Annotated in this window: 15 protein-coding genes and 1 pseudogene; 7 read left to right on the top strand and 9 right to left on the bottom strand. The window is 61.2% G+C overall.

The window, feature by feature from the left end; all coding sequences use genetic code 11:
- Positions 1-8: 8 nt before the first annotated feature.
- The 4 genes from ACW179_RS17365 to ACW179_RS17350 all read right to left on the bottom strand — a co-directional run bounded on the left by ACW179_RS17365 (position 9) and on the right by ACW179_RS17350 (position 3,754).
- On the bottom strand, positions 9-902 hold the full coding sequence (locus tag ACW179_RS17365) for a TIR domain-containing protein (protein ID WP_492060709.1): 894 nt from the start codon (positions 900-902) through the stop codon (positions 9-11).
- Between the two features lie 30 nt (positions 903-932).
- The gene (locus ACW179_RS17360) at positions 933-1,340 is read right to left on the bottom strand and encodes a DDE-type integrase/transposase/recombinase (protein WP_492060708.1); all 408 of its coding nucleotides are present in this window, start codon (positions 1,338-1,340) and stop codon (positions 933-935) included.
- A 47-nt stretch (positions 1,341-1,387) separates the two neighbouring features.
- On the bottom strand, positions 1,388-2,083 hold the full coding sequence (locus ACW179_RS17355; protein WP_492060707.1) for an IS6 family transposase: 696 nt from the start codon (positions 2,081-2,083) through the stop codon (positions 1,388-1,390).
- A 306-nt stretch (positions 2,084-2,389) separates the two neighbouring features.
- Positions 2,390-3,754 carry a hypothetical protein gene (locus tag ACW179_RS17350; RefSeq protein WP_492060706.1) on the bottom strand — a complete coding sequence of 455 codons (1,365 nt, stop codon included), beginning with the start codon at positions 3,752-3,754 and terminating at the stop codon, positions 2,390-2,392.
- Between the two features lie 118 nt (positions 3,755-3,872).
- On the opposite strand from ACW179_RS17350, the gene ACW179_RS17345 reads away from it, so the two are divergent.
- A complete protein-coding gene (locus tag ACW179_RS17345) occupies positions 3,873-4,847 on the top strand; it encodes a hypothetical protein (RefSeq protein WP_492060705.1) in 975 nt (324 codons plus the stop codon).
- A 93-nt stretch (positions 4,848-4,940) separates the two neighbouring features.
- Here the strand turns inward: ACW179_RS17345 and ACW179_RS17340 are convergent, their stop codons facing one another.
- Entirely contained in the window at positions 4,941-5,636 is a 696-nt protein-coding gene (locus ACW179_RS17340; protein WP_492060704.1) for an IS6 family transposase, read from the bottom strand.
- 267 nt (positions 5,637-5,903) lie between these two features.
- Between ACW179_RS17340 and ACW179_RS17335 the strand changes: the two genes are divergently transcribed.
- Entirely contained in the window at positions 5,904-11,915 is a 6,012-nt protein-coding gene (locus tag ACW179_RS17335; RefSeq protein WP_492060703.1) for a hypothetical protein, read from the top strand.
- 77 nt (positions 11,916-11,992) lie between these two features.
- Here ACW179_RS17335 and ACW179_RS17330 read toward each other — a convergent pair whose 3' ends face one another.
- The gene (locus tag ACW179_RS17330) at positions 11,993-12,688 is read right to left on the bottom strand and encodes an IS6 family transposase (protein WP_492060702.1); all 696 of its coding nucleotides are present in this window, start codon (positions 12,686-12,688) and stop codon (positions 11,993-11,995) included.
- 194 nt (positions 12,689-12,882) lie between these two features.
- Between ACW179_RS17330 and ACW179_RS17325 the strand changes: the two genes are divergently transcribed.
- Complete coding sequence (locus ACW179_RS17325) at positions 12,883-18,600, top strand: beta strand repeat-containing protein (RefSeq protein ID WP_492060701.1); 5,718 nt, start codon at positions 12,883-12,885, stop codon at positions 18,598-18,600.
- Between the two features lie 158 nt (positions 18,601-18,758).
- Here ACW179_RS17325 and ACW179_RS17320 read toward each other — a convergent pair.
- Positions 18,759-18,914 (bottom strand): annotated as a pseudogene (locus tag ACW179_RS17320) (IS6 family transposase); the annotation flags it as partial.
- A gap of 57 nt (positions 18,915-18,971) precedes the next feature.
- The gene (locus ACW179_RS17315; RefSeq protein WP_492060700.1) at positions 18,972-19,667 is read right to left on the bottom strand and encodes an IS6 family transposase; all 696 of its coding nucleotides are present in this window, start codon (positions 19,665-19,667) and stop codon (positions 18,972-18,974) included.
- Positions 19,668-20,432: 765 nt separating this feature from the next.
- Between ACW179_RS17315 and ACW179_RS17310 the strand changes: the two genes are divergently transcribed.
- Together ACW179_RS17310 and ACW179_RS17305 are read left to right on the top strand one after the other, a co-directional pair.
- Complete coding sequence (locus ACW179_RS17310; RefSeq protein ID WP_492060699.1) at positions 20,433-20,813, top strand: hypothetical protein; 381 nt, start codon at positions 20,433-20,435, stop codon at positions 20,811-20,813.
- A gap of 111 nt (positions 20,814-20,924) precedes the next feature.
- Positions 20,925-21,275 carry a DUF3606 domain-containing protein gene (locus ACW179_RS17305; protein WP_492060698.1) on the top strand — a complete coding sequence of 117 codons (351 nt, stop codon included), beginning with the start codon at positions 20,925-20,927 and terminating at the stop codon, positions 21,273-21,275.
- A 261-nt stretch (positions 21,276-21,536) separates the two neighbouring features.
- Here ACW179_RS17305 and ACW179_RS17300 read toward each other — a convergent pair whose 3' ends face one another.
- Positions 21,537-22,736, bottom strand: coding sequence for an IS256 family transposase (locus ACW179_RS17300; RefSeq protein WP_492059584.1), 1,200 nt, complete (start codon positions 22,734-22,736; stop codon positions 21,537-21,539).
- Between the two features lie 55 nt (positions 22,737-22,791).
- Between ACW179_RS17300 and ACW179_RS17295 the strand changes: the two genes are divergently transcribed.
- On the top strand, positions 22,792-23,289 hold the full coding sequence (locus ACW179_RS17295; RefSeq protein WP_492060697.1) for a hypothetical protein: 498 nt from the start codon (positions 22,792-22,794) through the stop codon (positions 23,287-23,289).
- 3 nt (positions 23,290-23,292) lie between these two features.
- Positions 23,293-24,045 carry an SOS response-associated peptidase gene (locus tag ACW179_RS17290; RefSeq protein ID WP_492060696.1) on the top strand — a complete coding sequence of 251 codons (753 nt, stop codon included), beginning with the start codon at positions 23,293-23,295 and terminating at the stop codon, positions 24,043-24,045.
- The last annotated feature ends 274 nt before the right edge of the window (positions 24,046-24,319 follow it).

The raw sequence follows: 24,319 nt of genomic DNA, 5'->3' as shown, positions 1-24,319 counted from the left end.
AGCTCGCACTAGGCGTCGGCCATTCGCTCCCAGTCAATCGCGTAGCCTGCCGCCTTCAACTCGCGAGCCAGCGCGATTTTCCATCCGCCACCGTTGTCCATCGATTGATAAACAACACCCCCGAAATCCGAGGGTACTTCTAGCTCGCCTGACTTCAGCGCACAAACCTTGTCACGCCCGAGTCGTCCAACGAAATAGCCAAGCTCAAGGATGACATTTTGACGAGCCCGGGGAAATTGATCTTCCCCTTGTTTACCGCCGATATCGTCTGGCGTGAGTAGGACCACTGCGAAACCTACATCGCCATGGTGCTCTATCTTCTCGATCACTGTGCGACCGCTGTTGGATTGTTCGTGAAGAATGATGGCCTGAAAGCCCATATGCTGGAGAAAGCGGGCCACCGTTTCCCGTGCGCCGTCTGCGTGTCCATGCACGATGAAGACTTTCATGGAGAGCTTAGCAGCCCGATTTTCCACCGCCAGGGGCTTTGCGGTGGGAGCCAAATCGGCGAGGTCTTCGCCTAGGCCCTCGACGGCTTGCGTCAGCAGCGTGATCGCTCTTTCAACATAGCTGGAGATTGCCTGCCTTACGGCACTAATCGGCGTTTGGGGCGTGGGAGGACCGCCGATAACGAAGAATCCGAAGGATTCGCTATAAGTCAGGGACGCAGCTGCGACGTAACGATTGTAATCGTTGGTGTTGATTCCGAAAACTCTATCGAGAGTTTGCTCAATTGATTTCTCAAGTGAGACAAGTGAGCTAGGCTTCCATTCGTCAATTAGCGAAACATCGATGCCGCGAAGCTCCTCGATGCGCTTTTTTAGACGATTTATGCCTGCTGAAATCTCATCGTTGCTTAGCTTTTTTGACGGTGCGGTTACGGGCGGACTGGATCGAGCCATGTCTCTCGTCTTAGCTAGCGGATGGAGATTCTATCTTTGTTCACCTTCATAAGCTCGGCTTGCCCAATCATCAACCCGATGCCGAGGAACTGACAAGTTAACCGTCATCGGCCGCGAGAAGCGCAGGGGAGGGGATAGCCAGGCCGCGGCGGTGGCCGCCGCCCAGGCGAGCTCCGCCTTGGCCCGGAGGGTTCTGAGCCCGGGCCTGGAGATCAAGTGAGCCTGGAGGTTGAAGGCGTTGTAGATTGGTCCGTGGCTGGCGAGGAAGCGTTGGGCTGAGCCCTGGGATTTGAACTTCTGCTGCTTTCGTTCTCGTCGTCGGATGACCAGATGGGAGTTTTCGGCGCGATTGTTCTGGCGCATCCCGCCGGGATGATGACGCTCATGCAGCCCGAGCACCTTCATCGCTGCGCGGTACGACGCCAGTTTGTCGAGCACTGTCAACTTAAAGCCGACGGCTGAAGCTATCTCTGGCCGAGGTCTCGTCAGGCGGAGGCGGTCGCTTCGCGCCAGGCGTCGTTAGCCGCGACGCGGAAGATGCGCAGGGTTGATCGGCCGATCAGGTGACGTTGGATGTAGAAGGTGTTGTAGACGCTGGCGTGGGTGGTGAGAAAACGTTGGGCGGAAGGCTGGGACTTGAAGAGCTGCATCTTCCGCTCCCGTCGGCGGATCGGCAGGTGGGAGTTTTCGGCTCTGTTGTTTTCTCGAAGCCGGCCTGGCCGATGAATGTCCTCCAGGCCAAGTTTTTTGAGCGCCGCGCCGTAGGACCTCAGCCCGTCAGTGGTGATCGCTTCCGGCTCCACGGGCTGGTTGCGCAGCAGGCGTCTTAGAAGTTTCAGCGCGGCCTCGGTGTCGCGCCGCTTCTGAACGACCACGTCGAGCACCTCGCCTTCGTCATCCACGGCGCGCCAGAGATACATCCGCTTGCCCCCAATGGAGCAGACGACCTCATCCAGATGCCATCGCGGCGACGGGGCAGGGCGTTTACGCTTGAGATTCCTGGCGATCTGCGGACCAAACTTGATCGTCCAGCAGCGGATGGTCTCATAGCTGACGTCGACGCCACGCTGGGCCATCATCTCCTCGACGTCGCGAAAGCTCAGGGTGAAACGAAAATACAGCCAAACGGCGTGCCTTATGACCTCCGCTGGAAACCGGTGGCGCTTGAATGAGAGCTGCACGAACCATCTCCGAACTCGAGCCCCCTTGAGGCCGGAAGTGGAGACAAGTTAGCGTTAGACTGACAGCACCGATGGCGGCCAAAGCTGTCGCCGGCCCAATGCGGCGACGTCGTCGAGAACGTGGTTTCGGGTCGCAAGACCGCCGCGCAGATGGCCCGGCTCTACCGGGCCAGCCAGCCAACGATCAGCCGAATTCTGGCGGCCGCGACAGCCGCCCCCGGCGTGACCCTCGCGGAAATGTCGGTCTCTCGGCTCTAACCCTCGCCCGCTTCTCGCGTTTCGATGACCATTGGAGCCTCGAACCAATCATTCGGCGCTCGCTGCGGAGATAGCGCTACGGAGATCGTCGTCATCGAAGGAGATCGTTTTTGCTCGGCGCTTATATTCGAGGAGCCCTATCCCCAGGTCAGCGAGGCATTTTTCGAGCGTCTGCGAAGGACGCTCTGGCAGCACCAATATCTTGAGGTGACGACGCCCTAGAATCTTTTCGTAAAGGTAGAGCTGTCCCACCCCCTGTTGGACTGCGGCAGGGGCAGGGCTTGTTTTGATCTCGAAGAGTTTTGGAGTATCGCAATCCGTATACAGATCTGGTCCGTAACGGCCGATACGCTCATTGGCAACGCTCATGCCCAGGGCGCGCAGGGAGGCGACGAGAGCCGCAAAGACCGCGCCATGTGATCGCTCACCCGTTCCCGCTTCTTGACCTGCTCGTTCATAGGTCCCGCTGGTTTCCGGGAAGAGGCCGCGCTCCTTCCGCTCAACATCAGCTATCGCTTCCGCCAAGGCGCTGCCGCGCGTGTAGTGGACACGGATCCGCTCACACAGGCGCAGGAAGTCGCCCAATTGAGCACGCATAACAGCCGGTGCCGCGTCGATGTTGGCGACTTGAAAATACGGGCGTTGGTCGCCGTTCTTAAACTGCACGAGTACCTGGGCGCTGTCGCCAGCGACGAGCGCGAACTCTTCAGAGGAAATACGTCGCCCACCCGGATGCAACCGCCCCTGATGTAAGATCCAACGATTTCCGTCATCGTCGATGGCAACCGCGCCTTGGATGTTCTGTTCGTTTCCTTGATAGGGAAGATTGATCTCCACCAGAGTATTCTCGTGGAAGCTTGATTGCACAACGCCAAGAAATGTAACGAATCGAGAGGCGTTGGGTTGTTCTTTCTTAAAGTTAGTCCAATAATGCTGATCTTCGGACCAGAATACGTTCCCGTTGGCTTGGCCGATATGGGTGGTGCCTTCCGAAAAAGTGCGCTCCCAGTCTTTGCGGGCCTGCCGTAGGGCAATCTTTCCCTCGACCGCCGGCAGCTGCGGCCGCGATGAAAGCGCCCTCAAAATGGCATCGACATGGCGCGACAGCTCCTTGGGCCGGCCGCCGAATTCGCTCCACGCCTGCTCTTCGATAGCAGCGCCATGGGGCAAGCCCTTCACGTTCAGCGTTGGGTCAGCCGCCCTGAGGTTCATCAGCTTCATATAAACGCCTGCGGCGTTCCGATGCTTGGGCGTCAGCTTGACCCCTTTGGTGACGGCCAACGCCCGCAATTGATGCGAGAGGCGGCGCACGTCGGGTCCTTCCTTTTGAATCTTCCCTTTGTGGCGAAGGTAGAAGTCGAGCGCGATAAGCGTCTCCTCTCGGCTCCAGTTAATCTTCAGTGCTTCGGCCATCGTTCTTCCCCCTACGCTCTTTCGCGAAATTGTATCCAGAAGTACGCTGTAGTCACAGGAAGCACGCCACCGCTCCCAGCCTCGACAGGAAGAGGCAGGCTCGTTAAGCGATGTGCCTATGCACCCCAGAGATGAAATCGTTCCGTTTTCGTTTTTCGATAACGCGCTCCGGACGTTCGAAACGCGGATGAATAAGTCAGGCCTTAAGGTGCCGTCGGACTCGGCTTTCTCGGCCGATTCTACGCGTGCGTTCGCCGCTCTCTACTATTCAACCTTTGTAGCTGAGCGCCCCATCACCTCGCCGGCCGACACGTTGCTTGCAGGCGCTGCGCTGGCTGGTCTAGGCGACATGGCCGACAAGCTCAATCGAGCGCTAGGCGCGGCCGAATCTGGATCTCTAGAGCCTCACATCGCCGCGATGCTGGAAGGTAGCGTTCGTATGAACGCCTGGAGCGCCTATGACGACGCAGCGGCCAACAAGACGAGCGAGCTGTACGTCGGTGCGCTTGCTATCAACGCGGGAATGACGGTTGAACTGGAGGACCCTGTCGCAAGTGCCAACGGCAAGAACCCTGATCTCCTATTGGAGCATCGTGGGCGGGAGTGGGCAATCGCGGTGAAGACACCCTTCACTGACAAGCCTAGGTCGATCTGGGGGAATATTGAAGGAGCGGTCAAGCAGATTGAGCGAGCAAACCGCCCTGGCATTGTTCTGATCAACTTGAAGAATGCTGTCGATCGGCTTGCCCTTGAGGCGCTGTCTCCGTTCCCTACGGTGGCGGCGGCTAAGGCGGCGCTGCGTGCGGAGACCGGACGCATCATTGATTCCGTGCGGGAGGGGACGGCGGACCAGGATTGGATCAACCTGTTTGCTGGAAAGCACGCCCGTCCCTTGGTGCTGTACATGACACAAGTCACGGTGACCGCGATCGCGCCAAATGGCCAAGAGATGTTCATGCCTATCCGCGAGATGAGATTGCGCCCCCATCCACCTTGCTCATCCATTGACCTGGATGCTCTCACTGGAATTGATGCGGACGCGCGCGCTTTAGTCTATGAGTTAAACGAGGAACTACAGGCCAATCCTGCTTAGAGTTTATCGTGTTAGCCATCGGTCTGCCGGTCGAGCTGCCGAGTACTGTCAACTTAACGCGGGCGGCTGCAGCTGTTTCTGCGCGAGCCCTGGTTAGGCGGCGGCGGTCGCTTCGCGCCAGGCGTCGTTAGCCGCGGCGCGGAAGGTGCGAAGGGTGGATCGGCTGATCAGGTGGCGTTGGGTGTAGAAGGTGTTGTAGACGCTCGCGTGGGTGGTGAGAAAACGTTGGGCGGAAGGCTGAGACTTGAAGAGCTGCATCTTCCGCTCCCGTCGGCGGATCGGCAGGTGTGAGTTCTCTGCTCTGTTGTTTTCTCGAAGTCGTCCTGGCCGGTGAAGGTCCTCCAGGCCCAGTTCCTTGAGCGCTGCGCCGTAAGACCTCAGCCCGTCAGTGGTGATCGCTTCTGGCTCCACGGGCTGATTGCGCAGCAGGCGTCTTAGAAGTTTCAGTGCGGCCTCGGTGTCGCGCCGCTTCTGAACGACGACGTCGAGGACCTCGCCTTCGTCATCCACGGCACGCCAGAGGTACATCCGCTTGCCGCCAATGAAACAGACGACCTCATCCAGATGCCAGCGCGGCGACGGGGCAGGGCGTTTGCGCTTGAGATTCCTGGCGATCTGAGGACCAAACTTGATGGTCCAGCAGCGAATGGTCTCATAGCTGACGTCGACGCCTCGCTGGGCCATCATCTCCTCGACATCGCGAAAGCTCAGGGTGAAACGGAAATACAGCCAGACAGCGTGTCTTATGACCTCAGCTGGAAACCGGTGGCGCTTGAATGAGAGCTGCACGAACCATCTCCGAACGCGAACCCCATAAGGCCGGGAGTGGAGACAAGTTAGCGTTAGACTGACAGCACCACTGGGGTCATTCGCGGGCCGGCGACGTATGGGTCGCGGGCAGCAGGCACTACCGGTCGTTTGATGAGCGCCTCAAACCGGTGGCGCTTCAAAGAAAGCAGCTTTAGACTCAGCCTGCCTAAACGGCCTCGGCTCCTTGGCTAGTGGAGACTTGTTAGCGTTAGACTGACAGCATCTTTGCTTGGATTGGGCGGCACCGTGAATCTGGATAATGGTAACAATAACTATTCGGGTGGTCCGGGCACCGACCTGATCGACGGCCTCGGTGGCGATGACAACCTGTTCGGTGCCGGTGGGAACGACCAGATCAACGGCAATGTCGGCTCCGACACGCTTAATGGCGGCACGGGCGACGACAACCTGTTCGGCGCCAGCGGGGACGACCTTCTCTACGGGGGTGAGGACGGCGGCCGTGACACGCTGAATGGTGGGGCGGGGGATGACGACCTCAACGGCGGCGCCGGAAACGACTTCCTGTTTGGAGACATCGGTGATGACCTAGCCTTTGGCGGCGAGGGCGATGGTGCCGACGAAGTGTTTGGCGGGGACGGCAACGACACACTGAACGGCGGCGGTGGCCGTGACACGCTGGGCGGCGATTCCGGAAACGATCAGCTCAACGGCAATGACGGCGCCGACAACCTTTACGGCGGTGTCGGCGACGACGGCGTCTACGGCCAAGAGGGCGATGACTCTCTGAGTGGTGGAGAGGGCGCAGACACCATTGGCGGCGACGACGGGAATGATAAGCTCTACGGCGATGCTGGTGCTGACACCCTCTACGGCGGCACCGGTGCCGATACCCTGAACGGCGCCCAAGATAACGACCATTTGTTCGGTGACACTGGTAACGACCAGCTCAATGGAAATGAGGGCGACGACAGCCTATACGGTGGTGCCGGCGAGGACGTGGTCTACGGACAGGAGGGCGATGATTTACTGAGCGGCGGCGACGGCGCGGACGACCTCGGCGGTGAGGACGGCAATGACACTCTCGATGGCGACAGCGGCGCGGACACACTCCACGGCGGCGCGGGCGACGACACTCTGCGTGGTGCCCAGGACAACGACCACTTATACGGAGACACGGGCGACGACACCCTCTACGGCGACGCCGGAGACGACGTGGTCTACGGACAGGAGGGCGATGATTCACTCAGCGGGGGCGACGGCGAGGACATCATCGGCGGCGATGATGGGAATGATGATTTACACGGGGGCGCCGGCGCCGACACCCTCTATGGCGGCCCCGGCGAGGACAGAGTCTATGGCGGGGACGACGCCGACACGCTGAACGGCGGATCTGATAGCGACATCCTCGGCGGCGAATCCGGTAACGACCAGCTCAACGGGAACGCGGGCGACGACAGCCTCTACGGCGGAGCCGGCGACGACGTGGTTTACGGCCAGGAAGGCTTTGACTCCTTGAGCGGCGGTGATGGTGCGGACAACCTCGGCGGTGAGGAAGGGAATGACAAGCTCTACGGCAACGGTGGAGCCGACACCCTATTCGGCGGCGCCGGCAACGATACTCTAACCGGCGGCGACATATTCGACACGGACAGTGGAAAGAGCCGCAACTTTCTATCGGGCGGCTCAGGCGATGACATCCTCAACGCGGGCCTCGGCGGTGACATTCTGTCGGGTGACGACGGCGATGACACGCTCACGGGCGGCGACGGTGACGATTTGTTCTATGGCGGCGCCGGGAACGACCGGCTCTACGGTGGCGGCGGTTACTTCTTCCAGCGAAACACCTTCTTCAGCGACGCAGGCGATGATTGGCTCGAGGGCGGGGCTGGCATCAACATTCTCGACTACTCAAGCTCTCCCACCGGCGCTTACATTGATGTCGGCGCTGGCTTCGCTTCAGACGGATACGGCGGGCTCGACCGTCTATTCGGGCTATTCCATGAGATCGTGGGCAGCAGTGGAGATGACACCATCTCGGGCGGCAGTAATGTCCGACTGGTCGCCGGTGGCGGTGGATCGGACATTTATGTGGTCCATGTCGAAGGCGTGGAGGTCCGCGAGGCGAGCGACGAAGGCTTTGACACCGTTGCCACGAGCCTCGCGACCTACACCCTGTCCGAGAACGTCGAGGCTCTCTTCTACGGGGGCGCATCGAACTTTTTTGGGAACGGCAATTCGCGGTCAAATTCCATCACCGGTGGGGCCGGGGGCGATGTCTTAGATGGCAAGGCCGGCGCCGACACCCTCACAGGCGGCGGTGGAGACGACGTCTATTTTGTCGATCATGCCGGAGACGTGGTCGTCGAGGCGGACATGGCGGGCGGTAGCGACACCGTCCGCGCGAACCTTGCCGTCTACACTCTTGCGTCCAATGTCGAGAACCTCGTCTCCACGCCCGACATCGCGAATTTTAGAGGAATCGGCAATGGCCTGGCGAACCTGGTCGTCGGAGCGGACGGCGACAATATACTCGACGGTCTCGGCGGCAAAGACAGTCTGACTGGTGGATTGGGTAGCGACCTGCTGCGTGGCGGCGACGGGGATGACCTCGTAGACGGCGGAGCCGGCCGGGACACCCTGCTCGGCGGCGCGGACAATGACCGTCTGGTCGCCACTAAGCCAGAAACCGGGGAAACCTACGACGGCGGCGCGGGATATGACACCCTGGTGGTCACCGACGGGACCAACGCGCCCCCCTTCGGCTTCGATCTTGATCTGCTGGCGGGCCTCATCTCCGACTTCCGGGGGGGCAGCCTATCTAGCCTCGAGGCGCTGACCTTCCAGGCCACGGCGCGCGGCACGGCGCTGTTTTCAGCTAGCCAGCTTGGCCCGGGGCTCGCGACCGCCTTGGTCGTCACCGGCGACACCCAGGACAATATCATCGCGTTCGACGTGTCCACGCCGGGCGCGCTGGACCTGTCAGGCCTGACCTTCAGCCAATGGACATTCTTCGACGAGGACGAGGAGGTCGGCGACGCCATCACGGTGCTCGGCTCGATCGGCGCCGACACCATCACCGGCTCCAGCCAGAACGACATCATCGACGGCGACCGCTATGTCGGCGGCGAGGAAGACGCCTCAGGCGGCGGCGACCTGATCCACGGCGGCGGCGGCAATGACGTCATCGACGGCGGCGGGGGGCTGGATCAGCTCTATGGCGACGAGGGCGACGACCTTATCGAGATTTTCGGATTCCAACTTGTCAGCGGCGAGCTGGCCGATGGCGGCGCAGGGTTTGACACGCTCGCGGTCAATGGCGACGCCGACCTGTTCACCGGAACGGTTGTCAGCATCGAAGCACTTTCCCTTGAGGAGCTTGAGGGGCAGACGAGCCTGCGGGTCACTCTGTCGGCGACCCAGGCGGCCACGGGCCTTAGCCATGACCTTGCGGTCTTCGGCTCTGTAGTCTCCGATACTATCCAGATCCTGGGATCATCCGGTCAACACCTGGACCTGTCCGGCTGGAGTTTCGCCGATTGGGGCGCCGCTGACCGCGTCGAATACTGGGGCGTCTCGGGAAGCGATAGCGTGATCGGCAGTCAAGGCCGCGACTTCCTGACGGGCAACGGCGGCGACGACGATTTTGTCGGCGGGGCGGGCGATGACCAGATAGACGGTGGAATAGGCACCGACACCGCCGTCTATGACGGCGCACGGGCCGACTACACGGTCAGTCGTGTGGGCGCGATCGTCACGGTCACCGACCTGAGGGCCGGATCGCCGAGCGGGACCGATACGCTTTCAAGCGTCGAGTGGTTGAAGTTCAGCGATCAGACGATTGCTGCTCCGGGCGTGATTTACAGCTTCGGGGCCAGTGGCGGAACCGTGGTCCATGATCCCGCCGGTCCAGTGCAAACCGTGGTCGGCGGTGCGGGCCTTGATGTGTTGCAGATCAACCAGCCGGCCCTGACGCCTGCCGCGTTCAGGGTCAGCCCCGACGGTCTGAAGATCCTGGTTGATCTGGACGGTGACGGCGCCACCGACCTGACCATTTCCGGGGTCGAGGACTTGGTGCTGAACGGCTCGCGCGTCACAGTGGCCGGCGACTTGTCTCGCACAGGCCTTGCGCCCCACACGATCCACTACACCGGGACCAGCGGCGCTGACGTTTTCGACGCCTCGGGCCTGGTTTCCATCGAGAGCATCGACGCCAAGGGTCTGGGCGGTGCGGACCTCGTGAAGGGCGGCGCCGGGCCTGACGCCTTGTTGGGCGGCGACGGCGCCGACACTCTGAGCGGCGGGCTCGGCGATGACCTGCTCTATGGCGAAGCCGGCAATGACCGCCTGCATGTCGCCGTCGGCCTGGACAAGGCCTACGGCGGTGATGGCGACGATGTCATCCAGTATGGCTACGGCACGGGATCCGACCTACCCACGATCACCGACACGGTTGTGGATGGCGGGAGCGGTATCGACACGCTGGAACTGGGCCTGATCACGACGGGGCTGACGGTCAATCTGAATGTGAAGGGAAGCTTCCTGTCGATCGGCTTTGGTCGACTGAACCAGGTCGGGATCGAGAACATCTCCGGCGGTACCGCGGCCGACACCTTTACCGGCGACAGCTTGGCTAATGTACTGGCTGGCCGGGAGGGGGCAGACACGCTGGCAGGTGGTACGGGCGATGACACCCTGCTGGGCGGGCTGGGCGACGACAGCCTGGACGGCGGCGGCGGCATCGATACCGCCTCCTATGCCGGTGCTGCGGCCGGCGTGACCGTGTCCCTGGCCCTGACGACTGCCCAGAACACCGGCGGTGACGGGATCGATACCCTGCGCTCCATCGAGGCGCTGTTCGGCTCGACGTTTGCCGACAGCCTGACGGGGGCTGCGACCAATGACAGCCTGAACGGCGGCGGAGGGGCCGACACCCTGGACGGGGGCGTCGGCCGTGACACCCTGATCGGTGGGGCGGGCAACGACCTTTACCGCCTCGACAATAGCCAGGACGTGATCGTCGAAGGCAACGGTTCCGGGACGGACAGGGCCATCACCACGGTCAGCTATGTCCTGGCGGCGGGCGTCTCAGTTGAGCGACTTGAGGCCGACGGAGCCCTGAACCTGAACCTGACGGGCAATGAATTTGCCCAAATGCTGGTCGGCAATGCCGGGATCAACACCCTTGATGGCAAGGCAGGGGCTGACACCATGATCGGCGGCGCCGGCAATGACACCTACTTCGCGGACTCTCCCGCTGACGTGATCACCGAACTGGTTGGAGAGGGCTTCGATACCGTCAAGACCACGGCGCCGGTCTATGTTCTAGGCGCCAACCTCGAGATCCTGACCTATACCGGTACGGCTGCGTTCAAGGGTACGGGCAATGACCTGGCCAACGTGATCACCGGCAGCGTAGGGATCGACCAGCTCGACGGCGGGGCGGGGGCAGACCGGATGGTCGGGCTGGCGGGCAATGACACCTACATCGTCGACAATTTGGCCGACGTGATCGTCGAGGCGGCAGGCGAGGGTCTGGACACGGTCAAGACGGCGATCGCGGCCTTCGTGCTGGGATCCAATGTCGAGAACCTGGCCTATACGGGCGTAGGCAACTTCCAGGGCTTCGGAAACGTGCTGGCCAATGTTGTGACCGGCGGGGCCGGCAACGACACCCTCGACGGCAAGGCCGGCGCCGACCGACTCGTCGGCGGCCTGGGTGACGATGTCTACTTCACCGACCACGCCTCCGACACCGTGGTGGAGCTGGCGGGGCAGGGCGTCGATCGGGTGCTGACCACGCTGGCCAGCGCGCGGGCGGCCGACAACACTGAGGTTCTGCAGTTCATCGGGACCGAGGCCTTCCAGGGCTACGCCAATGCGGCCGGCTCGTCGGTGTTCGGCGCAGCCGGCGCCGACAGCCTCGTCGGCGGCGCGGGCAACGACATTCTGGGCGGGCAGGGCGGCGCCGACATCCTGACCGGCGGCGGGGGAGCCGATCTGTTCTATTTCGATAGCGGGCTGACCAGCCAAGGCGTCGACCGGATCACCGACTTCGTCTCTGGTGTGGATCACATCCAGCTTCGGGCCGCTGGGTTCGGGGTGACGACGATCGCCGACCTCGGCTTCGTCTCGGGCGTTGCGCCGGTCGCGGCCGACGCCCGGCCGACCCTGCTCTACGACACGGCGACCGGAGCCCTGTGGTTCGATGCCAGCGGCGGCGACAATAGCGACCAGGTCCAGATCGCCATCCTCACCGGCAAGCCCGCCCTCACAGTGGGGGATGTATTTGTGGTCTAAAGTGGTAGGGCGGAGCAAGCGGGCCAGAACTGTCAACTTAACGTCGGCGGCCGCAGCTATCTCTGGCCGAGGCTTCGTCACGCGGAGGCGGTCGCCTCGCGCCAGGCTTCGTTAGCCGAGGCGCGGAAGGTGCGCAGGGTGGATCTGCCGATCAGGTGACGTTGGATGTAGAAGGTGTTGTAGACGCTCGCGTGGGTGGTGAGGAAACGTTGGGCGGAAGGCTGAGACTTGAAGAGCTGCATCTTCCGCTCCCGTTGGCGGATCGGTAGGTGTGAGTTCTCGGCTCTGTTGTTTTCTCGAAGTCGGCCTGGCCGGTGAAGGCCCTCCAGGCCAAGTTCCTTTAGCGCCGCGCCGTAGGACCTCAGTCCGTCCGTGGTGATCGCTTCTGGCTCCACGGGCTGGTTGCGCAGTAAGCGTTTTAGAAGTTTCAGCGCGGCCTCGGTGTCGCGCCGCTTCTGCACGACCACGTCGAGTACCTCGCCTTCGTCATCGACGGCGCGCCAGAGGTACATACGCTTGCCCCCGATGGAGCAGACGACCTCGTCCAGATGCCAGCGCGGCGACGGGGCAGGGCGATTGCGCTTGAGATTTCTGGCGATCTGCGGACCAAACTTGATCGTCCAGCAGCGGATGGTCTCATAGCTGACGTCGACGCCCCGGCGAGCCATCATCTCCTCGACGTCGCGAAAGCTCAGGGTGAAGCGGAAATACAGCCAGACGGCGTGTCTTATGACCTCAGCCGGAAACCGGTGGCGCTTGAATGAGAGCTGCACGAACCATCTCCGAACTCGAGCCCCGTTGAGGCCGGAAGTGGAGACAAGTTAGCGTTAGACTGACAGCACCTGCGCGCATCATTCCCTCGAGAAAAATTCAACCGATTAATCTTTAGTGCCCCATCTCAATTGAATTCCGCCGAAAAACGTGAGGTATGCAAAGGGGATCAATCTGGTGACTGCGAGGCGGACAAGTGACTGACGTTCCCTTAAATCAATGGGCCGAGCGCACAAACGATCTTGATGTTCGAGCGTGGCTTTCTGAAGTTGCGGGTAGAAACAACGCTTTACCTGACGTCGAGGCGGCCGGGCGTGACATGACGTACGGCGTAGACAGGATACTTAGCACTGCTTCGAGTGCTTATATAGACGCGCTATATGATATTTATAGAGCCAATGCGTCCGATCCAGGAAGTGCATTTTTTAATTCGTTTGCTAATGAAAATAAAGAGCCAAACTCTAAAGCTGCGTTTCCAGGGAGATTCAATGACAGTAATCATCTTCTTGCCATTGGCCCGTTGAGTGCATTTTTCGGCGGTGATCTACCTCAATGGTCTGAGTGGTTAGCGGGTCAAGGATACACGGGAGCGGACAGTTATGTTGTTTATGACGCGGAGAATCCATACCTTGTATCCGGAACTATTGATCACGACAACTTCACTACATTAAATATGATTTTAGAATTTAAGGCCTCTCAGGATCCGGAATTTGCTCGTCGGCATCCCGATATATTTGATTCTAACGGGAAAATTATCGAAAAAGAAAATCTAAATTATAAGGCTTATGGATTTGCTAGCGTAGAAATATCTGCAATAGTGATGGCCTTTGACGCCTACGCGAAAAGTGCGGCTGATTGGTTGGTGCCAGAGTCAGGCGATATGTTTGACTTCTTCGGCCCATCAATAACTGCAGAAGATGTACTAAGTTTTTCGTTTAAGCGCGGCGAAAGTTATCACTCACCTCTGACCAATATTGGAAACGTTGCCGGTCAAGTTGCTTCCGTATTGGCGCTATATTACGGTAGTACCGATGTGGCATCCCGCGTCGTGTCTGAATCTTTCGCCAAGACGGTCGGTGTGTACCTGGGGGATTCGATCCTATTCGGGCTCGGTGGAAATTCAATTGATGCCGCGAAAACGCTCGATCTTTTCGTCAACAATTTCGTAGGTTCAATCCAAAGGCTGGCTGCAGACATTCTGCGGGATACTCTTATTGAGACGCTGGACATAGAAAGCCCGCTTGGGCAGTTTATCGCGGGCACATTCAGCACGACCGTCGCGAACGTTCTTGCGGACAATGTTATACGTGGGCTCGATGCGCGTCAATTGTTCGGACTCAATCCCGACGATGTAAAGAATTATCTTGGCGTCGGGCCATTAGACACTGATTTAAGCTTTCAGTATGCAATACTCGGCGGAGAGTTCCTAAAAGTTACAGCGGCCGGACTCGAAAACTTTTTTATAAACCAAGTCTTCAGCTATCTAGATGAGAATTGGACTGCATTTAATCTTTCAAATCTTGGCTCCTCCGTCGGCGGCATTATCGGTCAATTCATCGCGCCAGGCATTGGGGCCTTTCTCGGTCAGGTCGCGGGCGGGATCGTCTGGGACCTATTCGACGGTGATCCCCGTTCGTTCCACAGCGTTCGATACGATCTTGCAACCGGTGAATTCGTCACCGAATTCGTTTTCGAGGATGACCACGGCCAAGTGGCGCTGTCGCAAAGCCTGGCCGAGACGGCCATGGGCTCCATCCAGATGGCATCGCTCATCATCGGCGGTGAGATAAAGGGAGTTCAACGGTTCGAATATGGTCACTTCAATGACCAACTGACCTACAGCGCCGGCGCTGGTCGGATTGCCTTTTTGGATGCCGAGGAAATGCTGGCCGCTGGCGTGCTAGCACAGCTGCGGACCATGGATTTGATTGGCGGCAATGAATACGCCAAGAGTCTGCTGACACGATTGAGCTACAACCCGTCGCTCGACCAATTCTTCGTCGATTTGGGCGTGGCCGACGTATATGATTTGCACAAGGTGGATCCGTATCTTTACGGCCTACAGATCATCAATATCGCAGACGCGGATGCGCGTCGTTTCGTACTTGGCGACTGGCAGGCAACGCTTGCGGCGGCGCATGTTCTCGGGCTTGAGAGTCTTCCATTTAACGACGGGGGGGAATTCGTCGTCCGCGTAGCCGGAAACGCGACCCTGATGGCCGGTCGCGGTGCCGACTTTGTCTATGCCGAAGGTGGTTTCGGCACCATCGACGCCGGTGACGGCGATGACATTGTCCGTTTCGATGCCGGTGTCCTGACGAACGGCTCAGCGGATTGGATCAGCGGCGGTGCAGGATCGGACCGATACGTTGGTGACTATAGCGGTTTCACCCAGGCGGCGGGATTGCGGGGGATCACGTTCGGTCAGATAGACACGGACTGGTATGCGCTCGGCGGTCCCAACGGAAACGCTGCCAACTTCTCCGGGTTTGAGCAGTTTGTTCTGATCGGCACTGCCTACGACGACTTTGTCGAGGTCACGACTAAGGTCATCCGGTTTGACGGGGGCCTCGGTATAGACACAGTCGATCTGCAGCTCGGTTCGGCTTTGACCGACATCTCATTGGATTTAGCTGCCACTGGCCCTGAGTTGCTATTCGGGGCGATGGTTCTTCGTGGCGTCGAAAAGGTCAACGACGTCTTCACGGGTTCCGGCAACGATATAATCCGGATCGACGCCACCATCCTTACCGACGGCCGAACCAACACTATTTCAGCCGGCTTGGGGCGCGATCTATATAGCGGCAACTATAGCGGCTTTGTGCAAGCTTCCGGCCTCGCAGGAATCGCGTTCGGTCAGATAGACACGGACTGGTATGCGCTCGGCGGTCCCAACGGAAACGCTGCCAACTTTTACGGGTTTGAGCAGTTTGTTCTGATCGGCACGGCCTACGACGACTACGTAGATTTCACCACAGCGGTCACCAGTTTCGACGGCGGCCTTGGTATTGATACGGTCGATATAAGGCTGGGTTCGGCTTTAGTGGACATCACCTTGGATCTGGCCGCCGCAGATGCACAACTGCTCTACGGAACGTCAGGCCTTCGTGGCGTCGAAAAGGTCAACGACGTCTTCGCGGGTGCCGGCAACGATATCATCCGGATCGACGCCACCATCCTTACCGACGGCCGAACCAACACTATTTCAGCCGGCTTGGGGCGCGATCTATATAGCGGCGACTATAGCGGCTTTGTGCAAGCTTCCGGCCTCAAAGGAATCGCGTTCGGTCAGATAGACACGGACTGGTATGCGCTCGGCGGTCCCAACGGAAACGCTGCCAACTTCTACGGGTTTGAGCAGTTTGTTCTGATCGGCACTGCCTACGACGACTACGTAGATTTCACCACAGCGGTCACCAGTTTCGACGGCGGCCTTGGTAATGATACGGTCGATATAAGGCTGGGTTCGGCTTTAGTGGACATCACCTTGGATCTGGCCGCCGCAGATGCACAACTGCTCTACGGAACGTCAGGCCTTCGTGGCGTCGAAAAGGTCAACGACGTCTTCACGGGTGCCGGCAACGATATCATCCGGATCGACGCCACCATCCTTACCGACGGCCGAACCAACACTATTTCAGCCGGCTTGGGGCGCGATCTATATAGCGGCGACTATAGCGGCTTTGTGCAAGCTTCCGGCCTCAAAGGAATCACGTTCGGTCAGATAGGTACGGACTGGTACGCACTCAGCGGTCCCGACGGAAACGCTGCCAACTTCTACGGGTTTGAGCAGTTTCTTCTGATCGGCACTGCCTACGACGACCGATTCTCTGGCGGTAGTCGGAATGAGATGTTTGGAGGGGGCGGGGGAGACGACGTCCTGAGGGGCGGCGAGGGCGATGACAGCTTGCGGGGCGGCGAAGGCGACGACCTGCTCTATGGCGACGGCGGCGATGACAAACTGTATGTGGCTGACGGCTTTGACAGAGCGTTTGGCGGGGCGGGCAATGATGTCATCCAGTACGGCTATGCCGCTGGATCCGACCTGCCCACGATCACTGACACTTTTGTGGATGGCGGGAGCGGTCTCGACACGCTGGAACTGGGCCTGATCACGACGGCCCTCACGGTCAATCTGGATGTAAAGGGAGGCTTCCAGTCGATCGGCTTTGGTCGACTAAACCAGGACGGCATCGAGAACATCTCCGGCGGCACGGCGGCCGATACCTTTACCGGCGACAGCCTGGCCAATGTGCTGGCCGGCCGCGAGGGGGACGATACCCTGGCCGGCGGAGCGGGCGATGACACCCTGCTGGGCGGGCTTGGCGATGACAGCCTGGACGGCGGCGGCGGTATCGATACGGCTTCTTATGCGGGGGCGTCGGCCGGCGTGACCGTGTCCCTTGCCCTGACCACGGCCCAGAGCACCGGCGGCGACGGGATCGATACCCTGCGCTTGATCGAGGCGCTGTTCGGCTCGACCTTCGCCGACAGCCTGACAGGCGCGAGCACCAATGACAGCCTGAACGGCGGCGGTGGAGCTGACACCCTGGACGGCGGTGTCGGTCGAGACACCCTGGTCGGCGGGGCGGGCAACGATCTTTACCGCCTTGACAACAGCCAGGACGTAATCGTCGAAGGCAACGGTTCCGGGACGGACAGGGCCTTCACCACGGTCAGCTACGTCCTGGCGGCGGGCGTCTCGGTTGAGCGACTTGAGGCTGACGGAACCCTGAACCTGAACCTGACGGGCAATGAATTTGCCCAAATGCTGATCGGCAATGCCGGGATCAACACCCTTGATGGCAAGGCAGGGGCTGACACCATGATCGGCGGCGCCGGCAATGACACCTACTTGGCGGACTCTACCGCTGACGTGATCACGGAACTGGCCGGAGAGGGCTTCGATACCGTCAAGACCACAGCCCCGATCTATGTCCTAGGGGCTAACCTGGAGATCCTAACCTACACGGGTACGGCCGCGTTCAAGGGCACAGGCAATGATCTGGCCAACGTGATCACCGGCGGCGTAGGGATCGACCAGCTCGACGGCGGGGCGGGGGCAGACCGGTTGGTCGGCCAGGCGGGCAATGACACCTACGTCGTCGACAATTTGGCCGACGTGATCGTCGAGGCGGCAGGCGAGGGGCTAGATACGGTCAAGACGGCGATCGCGGCCTATGTGCTTGGGGCCAACGTCGAGAATCTGACCTACACGGGCGCGGGCAACTTCCAGGGCTTCGGTAACGTGCTAGCCAATGTGGTGACTGGCGGGGCCGGCAACGACACCCTAGACGGCAAAGCCGGCGCCGACCGGCTCGTCGGCGGTCTGGGTGACGATGTCTACTTCACCGACCATGTCTCCGACACCGTGGTGGAGGTGGCGGGGCAGGGCGTCGATCGGGTGCTGACCACGCTGGCCAGCGCGCGGGCGGCCGACAACACTGAGGTTCTGCAGTTCATCGGGACGGGCGCTTTCCAGGGCTACGCCAATGCGGCCGGCTCGTCGGTGTTCGGCGCGGGCGGCGCCGACAGCCTCGTCGGCGGCGCGGGGAACGACCTCCTGGGCGGTCAAGGCGGCGCCGACACCTTGACCGGCGGCGGGGGAGCCGACCTGTTCTATTTCGACAGTGGGTTGGCCAGCCAAGGCGTGGATCGGATCACCGACTTCGTCTCCGGGGTGGATCACATCCAGCTTCGGGCCGCCGGGTTCGGGGTGACGACGATCGCCGATCTCGGCTTCGTCTCGGGCGTCGCGCCGGTTGCAGCTGACGCCCGGCCGACCCTGCTCTACGACACGGCGACCGGAGCCCTTTGGTTCGACGCCACCGGCGGCGACAAAGGCGATCAGGTCCAGATCGCCGTCCTCACCGGCAAGCCCACCCTCACAGCGGGGGATGTGTTTGTTGTCTAGAGTGGTAGGGCGGAGCAGGCTGGTCCGCCCACACCGTTTTAAGAGGAAATGCCCGCCGTCTAGCACTGTCAACTTGATGTCGTCGGCTGAATCTATCTCTGGCCGAAGCCCTGTCAACTTGATGCCGTCGGTTGAAGCGATGTCTGGCCGAGGTTTCGTCAGGCGGCAGCGGTCGCTTCGCGCCAGGCATCGTTAGCCGCGGCGCGGAAGGCGCGCAGGGTTGATCGGCTGATCAGGTGACGTTGGGTGTAGAAGGTATTGTAGACGCTCGCGTGAGTGGTGAGAAACCGTTGCGCTGAAGGCTGAGACTTGAAGAGCTAGTACTGTCAACTTAACGTCGGCGGCCGCAGCTGTCTCTGCGCGAGCCCTCGTTACGCGGCGGCGGTCGCCTCGCGCCAGGCGTCGTTAGCCGCGGCGCGGAAGGTGCGCAGGGTTGATCGGCAGATCAGGTGACGTTGGGTGTAGAAGGTGTTGTAGACGCTGGCGTGGGTGGTGAGAAAACGTTGGGCTGAAGGCTGGGACTTGAAGAGCTGCATCTTCCGCTCCCGTCGGCGGATCGGCAGGTGTGAGTTCTCTGCTCTGTTGTTTTCTCGAAGTCGGCCTGGCCGGTGAAGGCCCTCCAGGCCCAGTTCCTTGAGCGCCGCGCCGTAGGACCTCAGCCCGTCCGTTGTGATCGCTTCTGGCTCCACGGGCTGGTTGCGCAGAAGGCGTCTAAGAAGTTTCAGCGCGGCCTCGGTGTCGCGCCGCTTCTGAACGACCACGTCGAGCACTTCGCCTTCGTCATCGACGGCGCGCCAGAGATACATCCGCTTGCCCCCGATGGAGCAGACGACCTCGTCCAGATGCCAGCGCGGGGACGGGGCAGGGCGTTTGCGCTTGAGATTCCTGGCGATCTGCGGACCAAACTTGATCGTCCAGCAGCGGATGGTCTCATAGCTGACGTCGACGCCACGCTGCGCCATCATCTCCTCGACGTCGCGAAAGCTCAGGGTGAAGCGGAAATACAGCCAGACCGCGTGCCTTATCACCTCAGCCGGAAACCGGTGGCGCTTGAAAGAGAGCTGCACGGACCATCTCCGAACTCGAGCCCCGTTGAGGCCGGAAGTGGAGACAAGTTAGCGTTAGACTGACAGCACCGACGGGACGTTTCGCCGCGATCCCGATGAGTCCCGTTGACTCTTCAGGCGGCAAGAATGAGAACATTAGCGGAACATCGGAGACCGCTATGCTATCTCAATCCGCCCCACAGCGGCTGACCCCGCACGCCTCGTATCGGCCCGTTTGGCTGCCGTACGAGGTCGATGAGAACGAGACCTTGGCGGAGGCCACCGCTGAGGATCGACATATTCGGACGCTCTGTACGTGTGGGACGGTGGCGGAATTTGACGCCACTGCCTGGCTTGAGCGGGGGCTTTGGTTCAAGCCGCTGATCGAGTTTTCCGGCAGCCTGCGCTGCCCATGCGGCAGCCGTCGCGCTCGCTTCGAAATCTGGCCAGGGCCTCGAGGGCAGTCTGGCCTTCCCCTGCGCTTTGCTGCCTCGCTGTACGACTGATGCGCCGGCCTCAGGGAAGCCGCGCCGGAGACGGTGTGTTGCCCGGAAGTCGCCGCGTCGTGAAGCTCACACGGATGACCTGCCCCGACGGCGAGGGCCTGCGCACTTTGCACTTCACCTTCGAAGGCGGCCAACGCCGCTCGTCCAGAGCGCGCTGCAGCTTCATCGACCCCGCGAACGTGCCCCCCTTTGACGGCGACGAGGCGTGGTTTGAGGTGGAGGAGGTCAGGGCCAAGCCGTGGCCCTTCTTGCGCGCCGTACGACAGGTGGAACCTCAGTGATGCCCGAGCCCAGCGCCCGTGATCGCGAGAAGGCTGCGGATCTCGACCAACAGTTTGCCCGCTGTCGGCTGGTCGACGCCCTGGAGCGCGGCTGGACCCTGACCTTCCGCTGCCAGTTTTGCGGAACCAGCAAGACCTGGCGTCGGGATGTGTTTCTCGGCCGGGCCAGGCCGCTGCTGGGCTCAACGATGGTCGAGATCCAGCGTAGGGTGGTGTGCCCCCGCTGCCCCGGTCACATGCCGGCGCTGACGTTTTCGGGAACATTCGAACTTGGGGCAGCAGCGGAGCAGGCTCGCTATGCCGTGATCACCACGCTCCTCGACGCCGGCCTGAACCCGTCCGACTACGGGTATGGTTATCAGCCCTCGGTGGGCCGCTAGCATGGCCGACCTGGACCCGCGAACCGGGAAGCTCACCTCGCTGACGATCTCCTGCACCTGCGGATACCGAGTGACCTGGCCGCAGGCCGCCATCGTGCAGAAAGCAGGAGAGTGGATGCGACCGACGACGTTGCGGCAAAGCCTTCGATGCTCGGCTTGTGGGGCGAAGGGGCCGCCGAAAGTCTCAATCGCCGGCGAAAAGCGGTAACCGGCGGCACCGAGGAACCCCATCCGGCCCAGCGACATTCCGGGACAACACCAAAGGAGCAAGCCATGTCCGATGACCTGACCAATCGCGGTGCCCAAGATCGCGCGCTGATCAACATGAGCGAGGGCCATGAGGTGCAGTATTGGACCGAGGCGCTCGGGGTCAGTTCAGACACGCTGCAGCGTGCCGTCGATGAGGTCGGCAGCAGCGCAGAGGCCGTGCGAGAGTATTTGGCTGGCCATCCAGGTGACTGATCAAGCCGTCTAGGCGGGAGCGTCGCGGCCGTCCTATGCTCGCTTCAACCACTCCAAAGGGGGCCGAACCAATGAGTGATGTCGACCAAGTCAGCGAGCCCATGCCTCCGGTGTGGGCCAAGTTCGCCAGGGTGACCTATTCTAACTGGGAGCCATCACGCTACGAGTTCGCCTGGGCTGACGGGGCGACCGGGTCGTGTCCCATCGCGTGGTGTAACTGCGTCGGCGTGATCACCGCGCTCTCCGGCTGAGCCGGATTGGTCAGGCCGCCATGATGGGCAGGCTGACGATGGGATCATCGCTCAAGGGAGCGACACTTTCCAGGGTCATGTAGCGGCATCGTTGGACGGCCCATTCGTCGTTCTGCTCGAGCAGAATGGCGCCGACGAGCCGGATGATGGCGGCCTCGTTGGGGAAGATGCCTACGACCTCTGTCCGGCGTTTGATCTCGCCATTGAGCCGCTCCAGGGAGTTTGTGGAGTGCAACTTGGTGCGGTGGGCGGCGGGGAAGGTCATGTAGGCCAGGACATCGGTCTCGGCCTGGTCGAGGAAGCCGGCCAGCTTGGGGAGTTTGGGCCGCAGTTGGTCGGCGACGCCGCGCCATTGGGTCTTGGCGGCCTGGGCGTCGTCCTGGGCGAAGGCCGTGCCGATGAAGGCCGAGACCATGGCGCGACCGCTCTTGCCGGCGTGAGCCATGACATTGCGCATGAAGTGGACGCGGCAACGCTGCCAAGTGCAGTTCATGATTTTGGAGACCGACGCCTTGATACCCTCGTGGGCGTCGGAGGTCACCAGCTTGACGCCCCGCAGGCCGCGCCGGGCCAGGCTTCTGAGGAAGTCCGTCCAGAACGTCTCGGCCTCGGAAGGGCCCACCGCCAGGCCCAGCACCTCGCGCCGGCCATCGGCGTTGACGCCCACGGCGACGATGACGGCCTTGGACACGATACGCCCGGCGGTGCGGTCTTTCACATAGGTGGCGTCGATCCACAGGTAGGGCCAGTCGCCCTCGATCGGCCGGGTCAGGAAGGCCTGGACGCGCTCGTCGATCTCCTCGCAGAGCCGCGAGACCTGGCTCTTGGAGATGCCGCTCATGCCCATCGCCTTGACCAGGTCATCCACCGAGCGGGTCGAGATCCCCTGGATGTAGGCCTCCTGGATCACCGCGGTCAGTGCCTTCTCGGCCAGCCGCCGCGGCTCCAAGAAGCCCGGAAAGTAGGAGCCCTTGCGAAGCTTTGGGATCCGCAGTTCCACCGTGCCCGCCCGCGTCTCCCAGTCGCGATCGCGGTAGCCGTTGCGCTGCGCCAGCCGCTCGGGGCTCTTCTCGCCGTGCGCAGCCCCAGTCAGGCCGCCCACCTCCAGCTCCATAAGGCGTTGGGCGGCGAACCCGATCATCTCGCGTAGAAAATCGCTGTCGCCGCTCTTCTCCATCAGCCCGCGAAGGGCGATTGTGTCTTCGGTCATCTTCGGTCCTTGGTTCAGGTTGAGCTTCGCAACCCAACCCTACCGAAGATCGTGGATGACCACCGCTACGCCGCTCGCTCGCTACGGCGCCATGGGGAAGGCGCGCGTCGCGAGCGGCTACGCTATCGCCAACGAGCTACACCACGTCCCGGGACACGACCGGGCGACCCTTTTGGCAGAATCAAACAGCGAGATCGGGGATTTCTTCGAGCGCCATCCATACTTTGAGCGCGCTGAATTGGCGGAGTCCGAGTCCTGCAAGCACGCGACCAGGGTGTGGCTCTCGCATAGGGACCCACCGCCTGAGGACGCTCCCTGGTCCCATCGTGAACTGCCCGCCGCGCCGCCGCTGCCGGAAGACTTCTTTGACTTGCCCTTGCCGCAAAAGATCGAGGGACGGGACTGCGACCTTGAGCTGTCGGGCTATCTCAACCCGGGCTACGACATCTTTGCCGTTCATCCCGACGTCGAGGCGCTCTGGTACGTGTGGACCGATGGTGAAGGTCCGCATCCTGATAGCTGGTTTGCGAAGATATGGCTCAAGAGGCCCTGATCGATGTGCAACACCTACAGCATGACCGCTGGGCAGGCGGCCATCGTCGCTCTGGTCAAGGCGATGCAGGCGAAAATAAACCAACCGAGCCTGCCGGGTATTTTCCCTGACAATGAAGCGCCGATTGTTCGGCACGCAGCCGACGGCCAGCGTGAACTCGTCCTGGCGCGCTGGGGGATGCCATCATCAGCAAAGGCGCTCTACGACGCGGCCTCAAGCCGGGCCGACAAGCTTAGGGCGAAGGGCAGGGTAGTCGACGAGGCGGCGTTTGCCGAGTTGGTGAAGATGGAGCCCGACAAGGGCACAACGAACGTCAGGAACACCGCAAGTTCGCACTGGAAGCGTTGGCTCGGCCCTGAGAGCCGCTGCCTGGTGCCGATGACCTCCTTCGCCGAGCCCAATCAAGCCGGAGGTGTCCCGGGGGAAAACGTCTGGTTTGCCCTGGATGAAACCCGGCCGCTGGTCTTCTTCGCAGGAATCTGGACGGGCTGGAGCTGCGTTCGAAAGATGAAGACCGGTTGGGAGACGTTCGACGCCTATGCCTTCCTGACAACGGCTCCGAACGCTGAAGTTGGCGCAGTTCATCCCAAAGCCATGCCGGCGATCCTAACCACAGAGGAAGAGCGCGAAACCTGGTTGCGGGCGCCATGGGCGGAGGCAAAAGATCTTCAGCGCCCGTTGCCAGATGGCACGCTGCAAGTCGTGCAGCGAGGCATGGGACTAAAAGCCGATGGTGTGCGCGGCGATCTGATGTGATCCGCCGATGCTCAGAGGGTGTTGTCAGCGCGTGGCGGTGGCGGACCTGTGCCGCAACTACGGGCTCAGCTCACCGACCTCCTACAAGCGGAAGGCCAAGGACGGCGGGCTGGACGTGTCAGATGCGACGGCTGAACGCGCTGGCTGATATCTCCGCGCAGCGCCCTCTTGCTACCCGCCAACACCAACGCTCAAATCCAACCTAGGACTCTCGTTATGCTTGGATGAGAAATGGGGGTCACGTCCGTTTCACGTCGTCTCCGCTTTGATCAGC

The organism is Caulobacter sp. AVps18 (assembly GCF_058681425.1).
The sequence above is the reverse complement of the archived record's forward strand: the minus strand, read 5'-3'. Positions and strand labels throughout refer to the sequence as shown.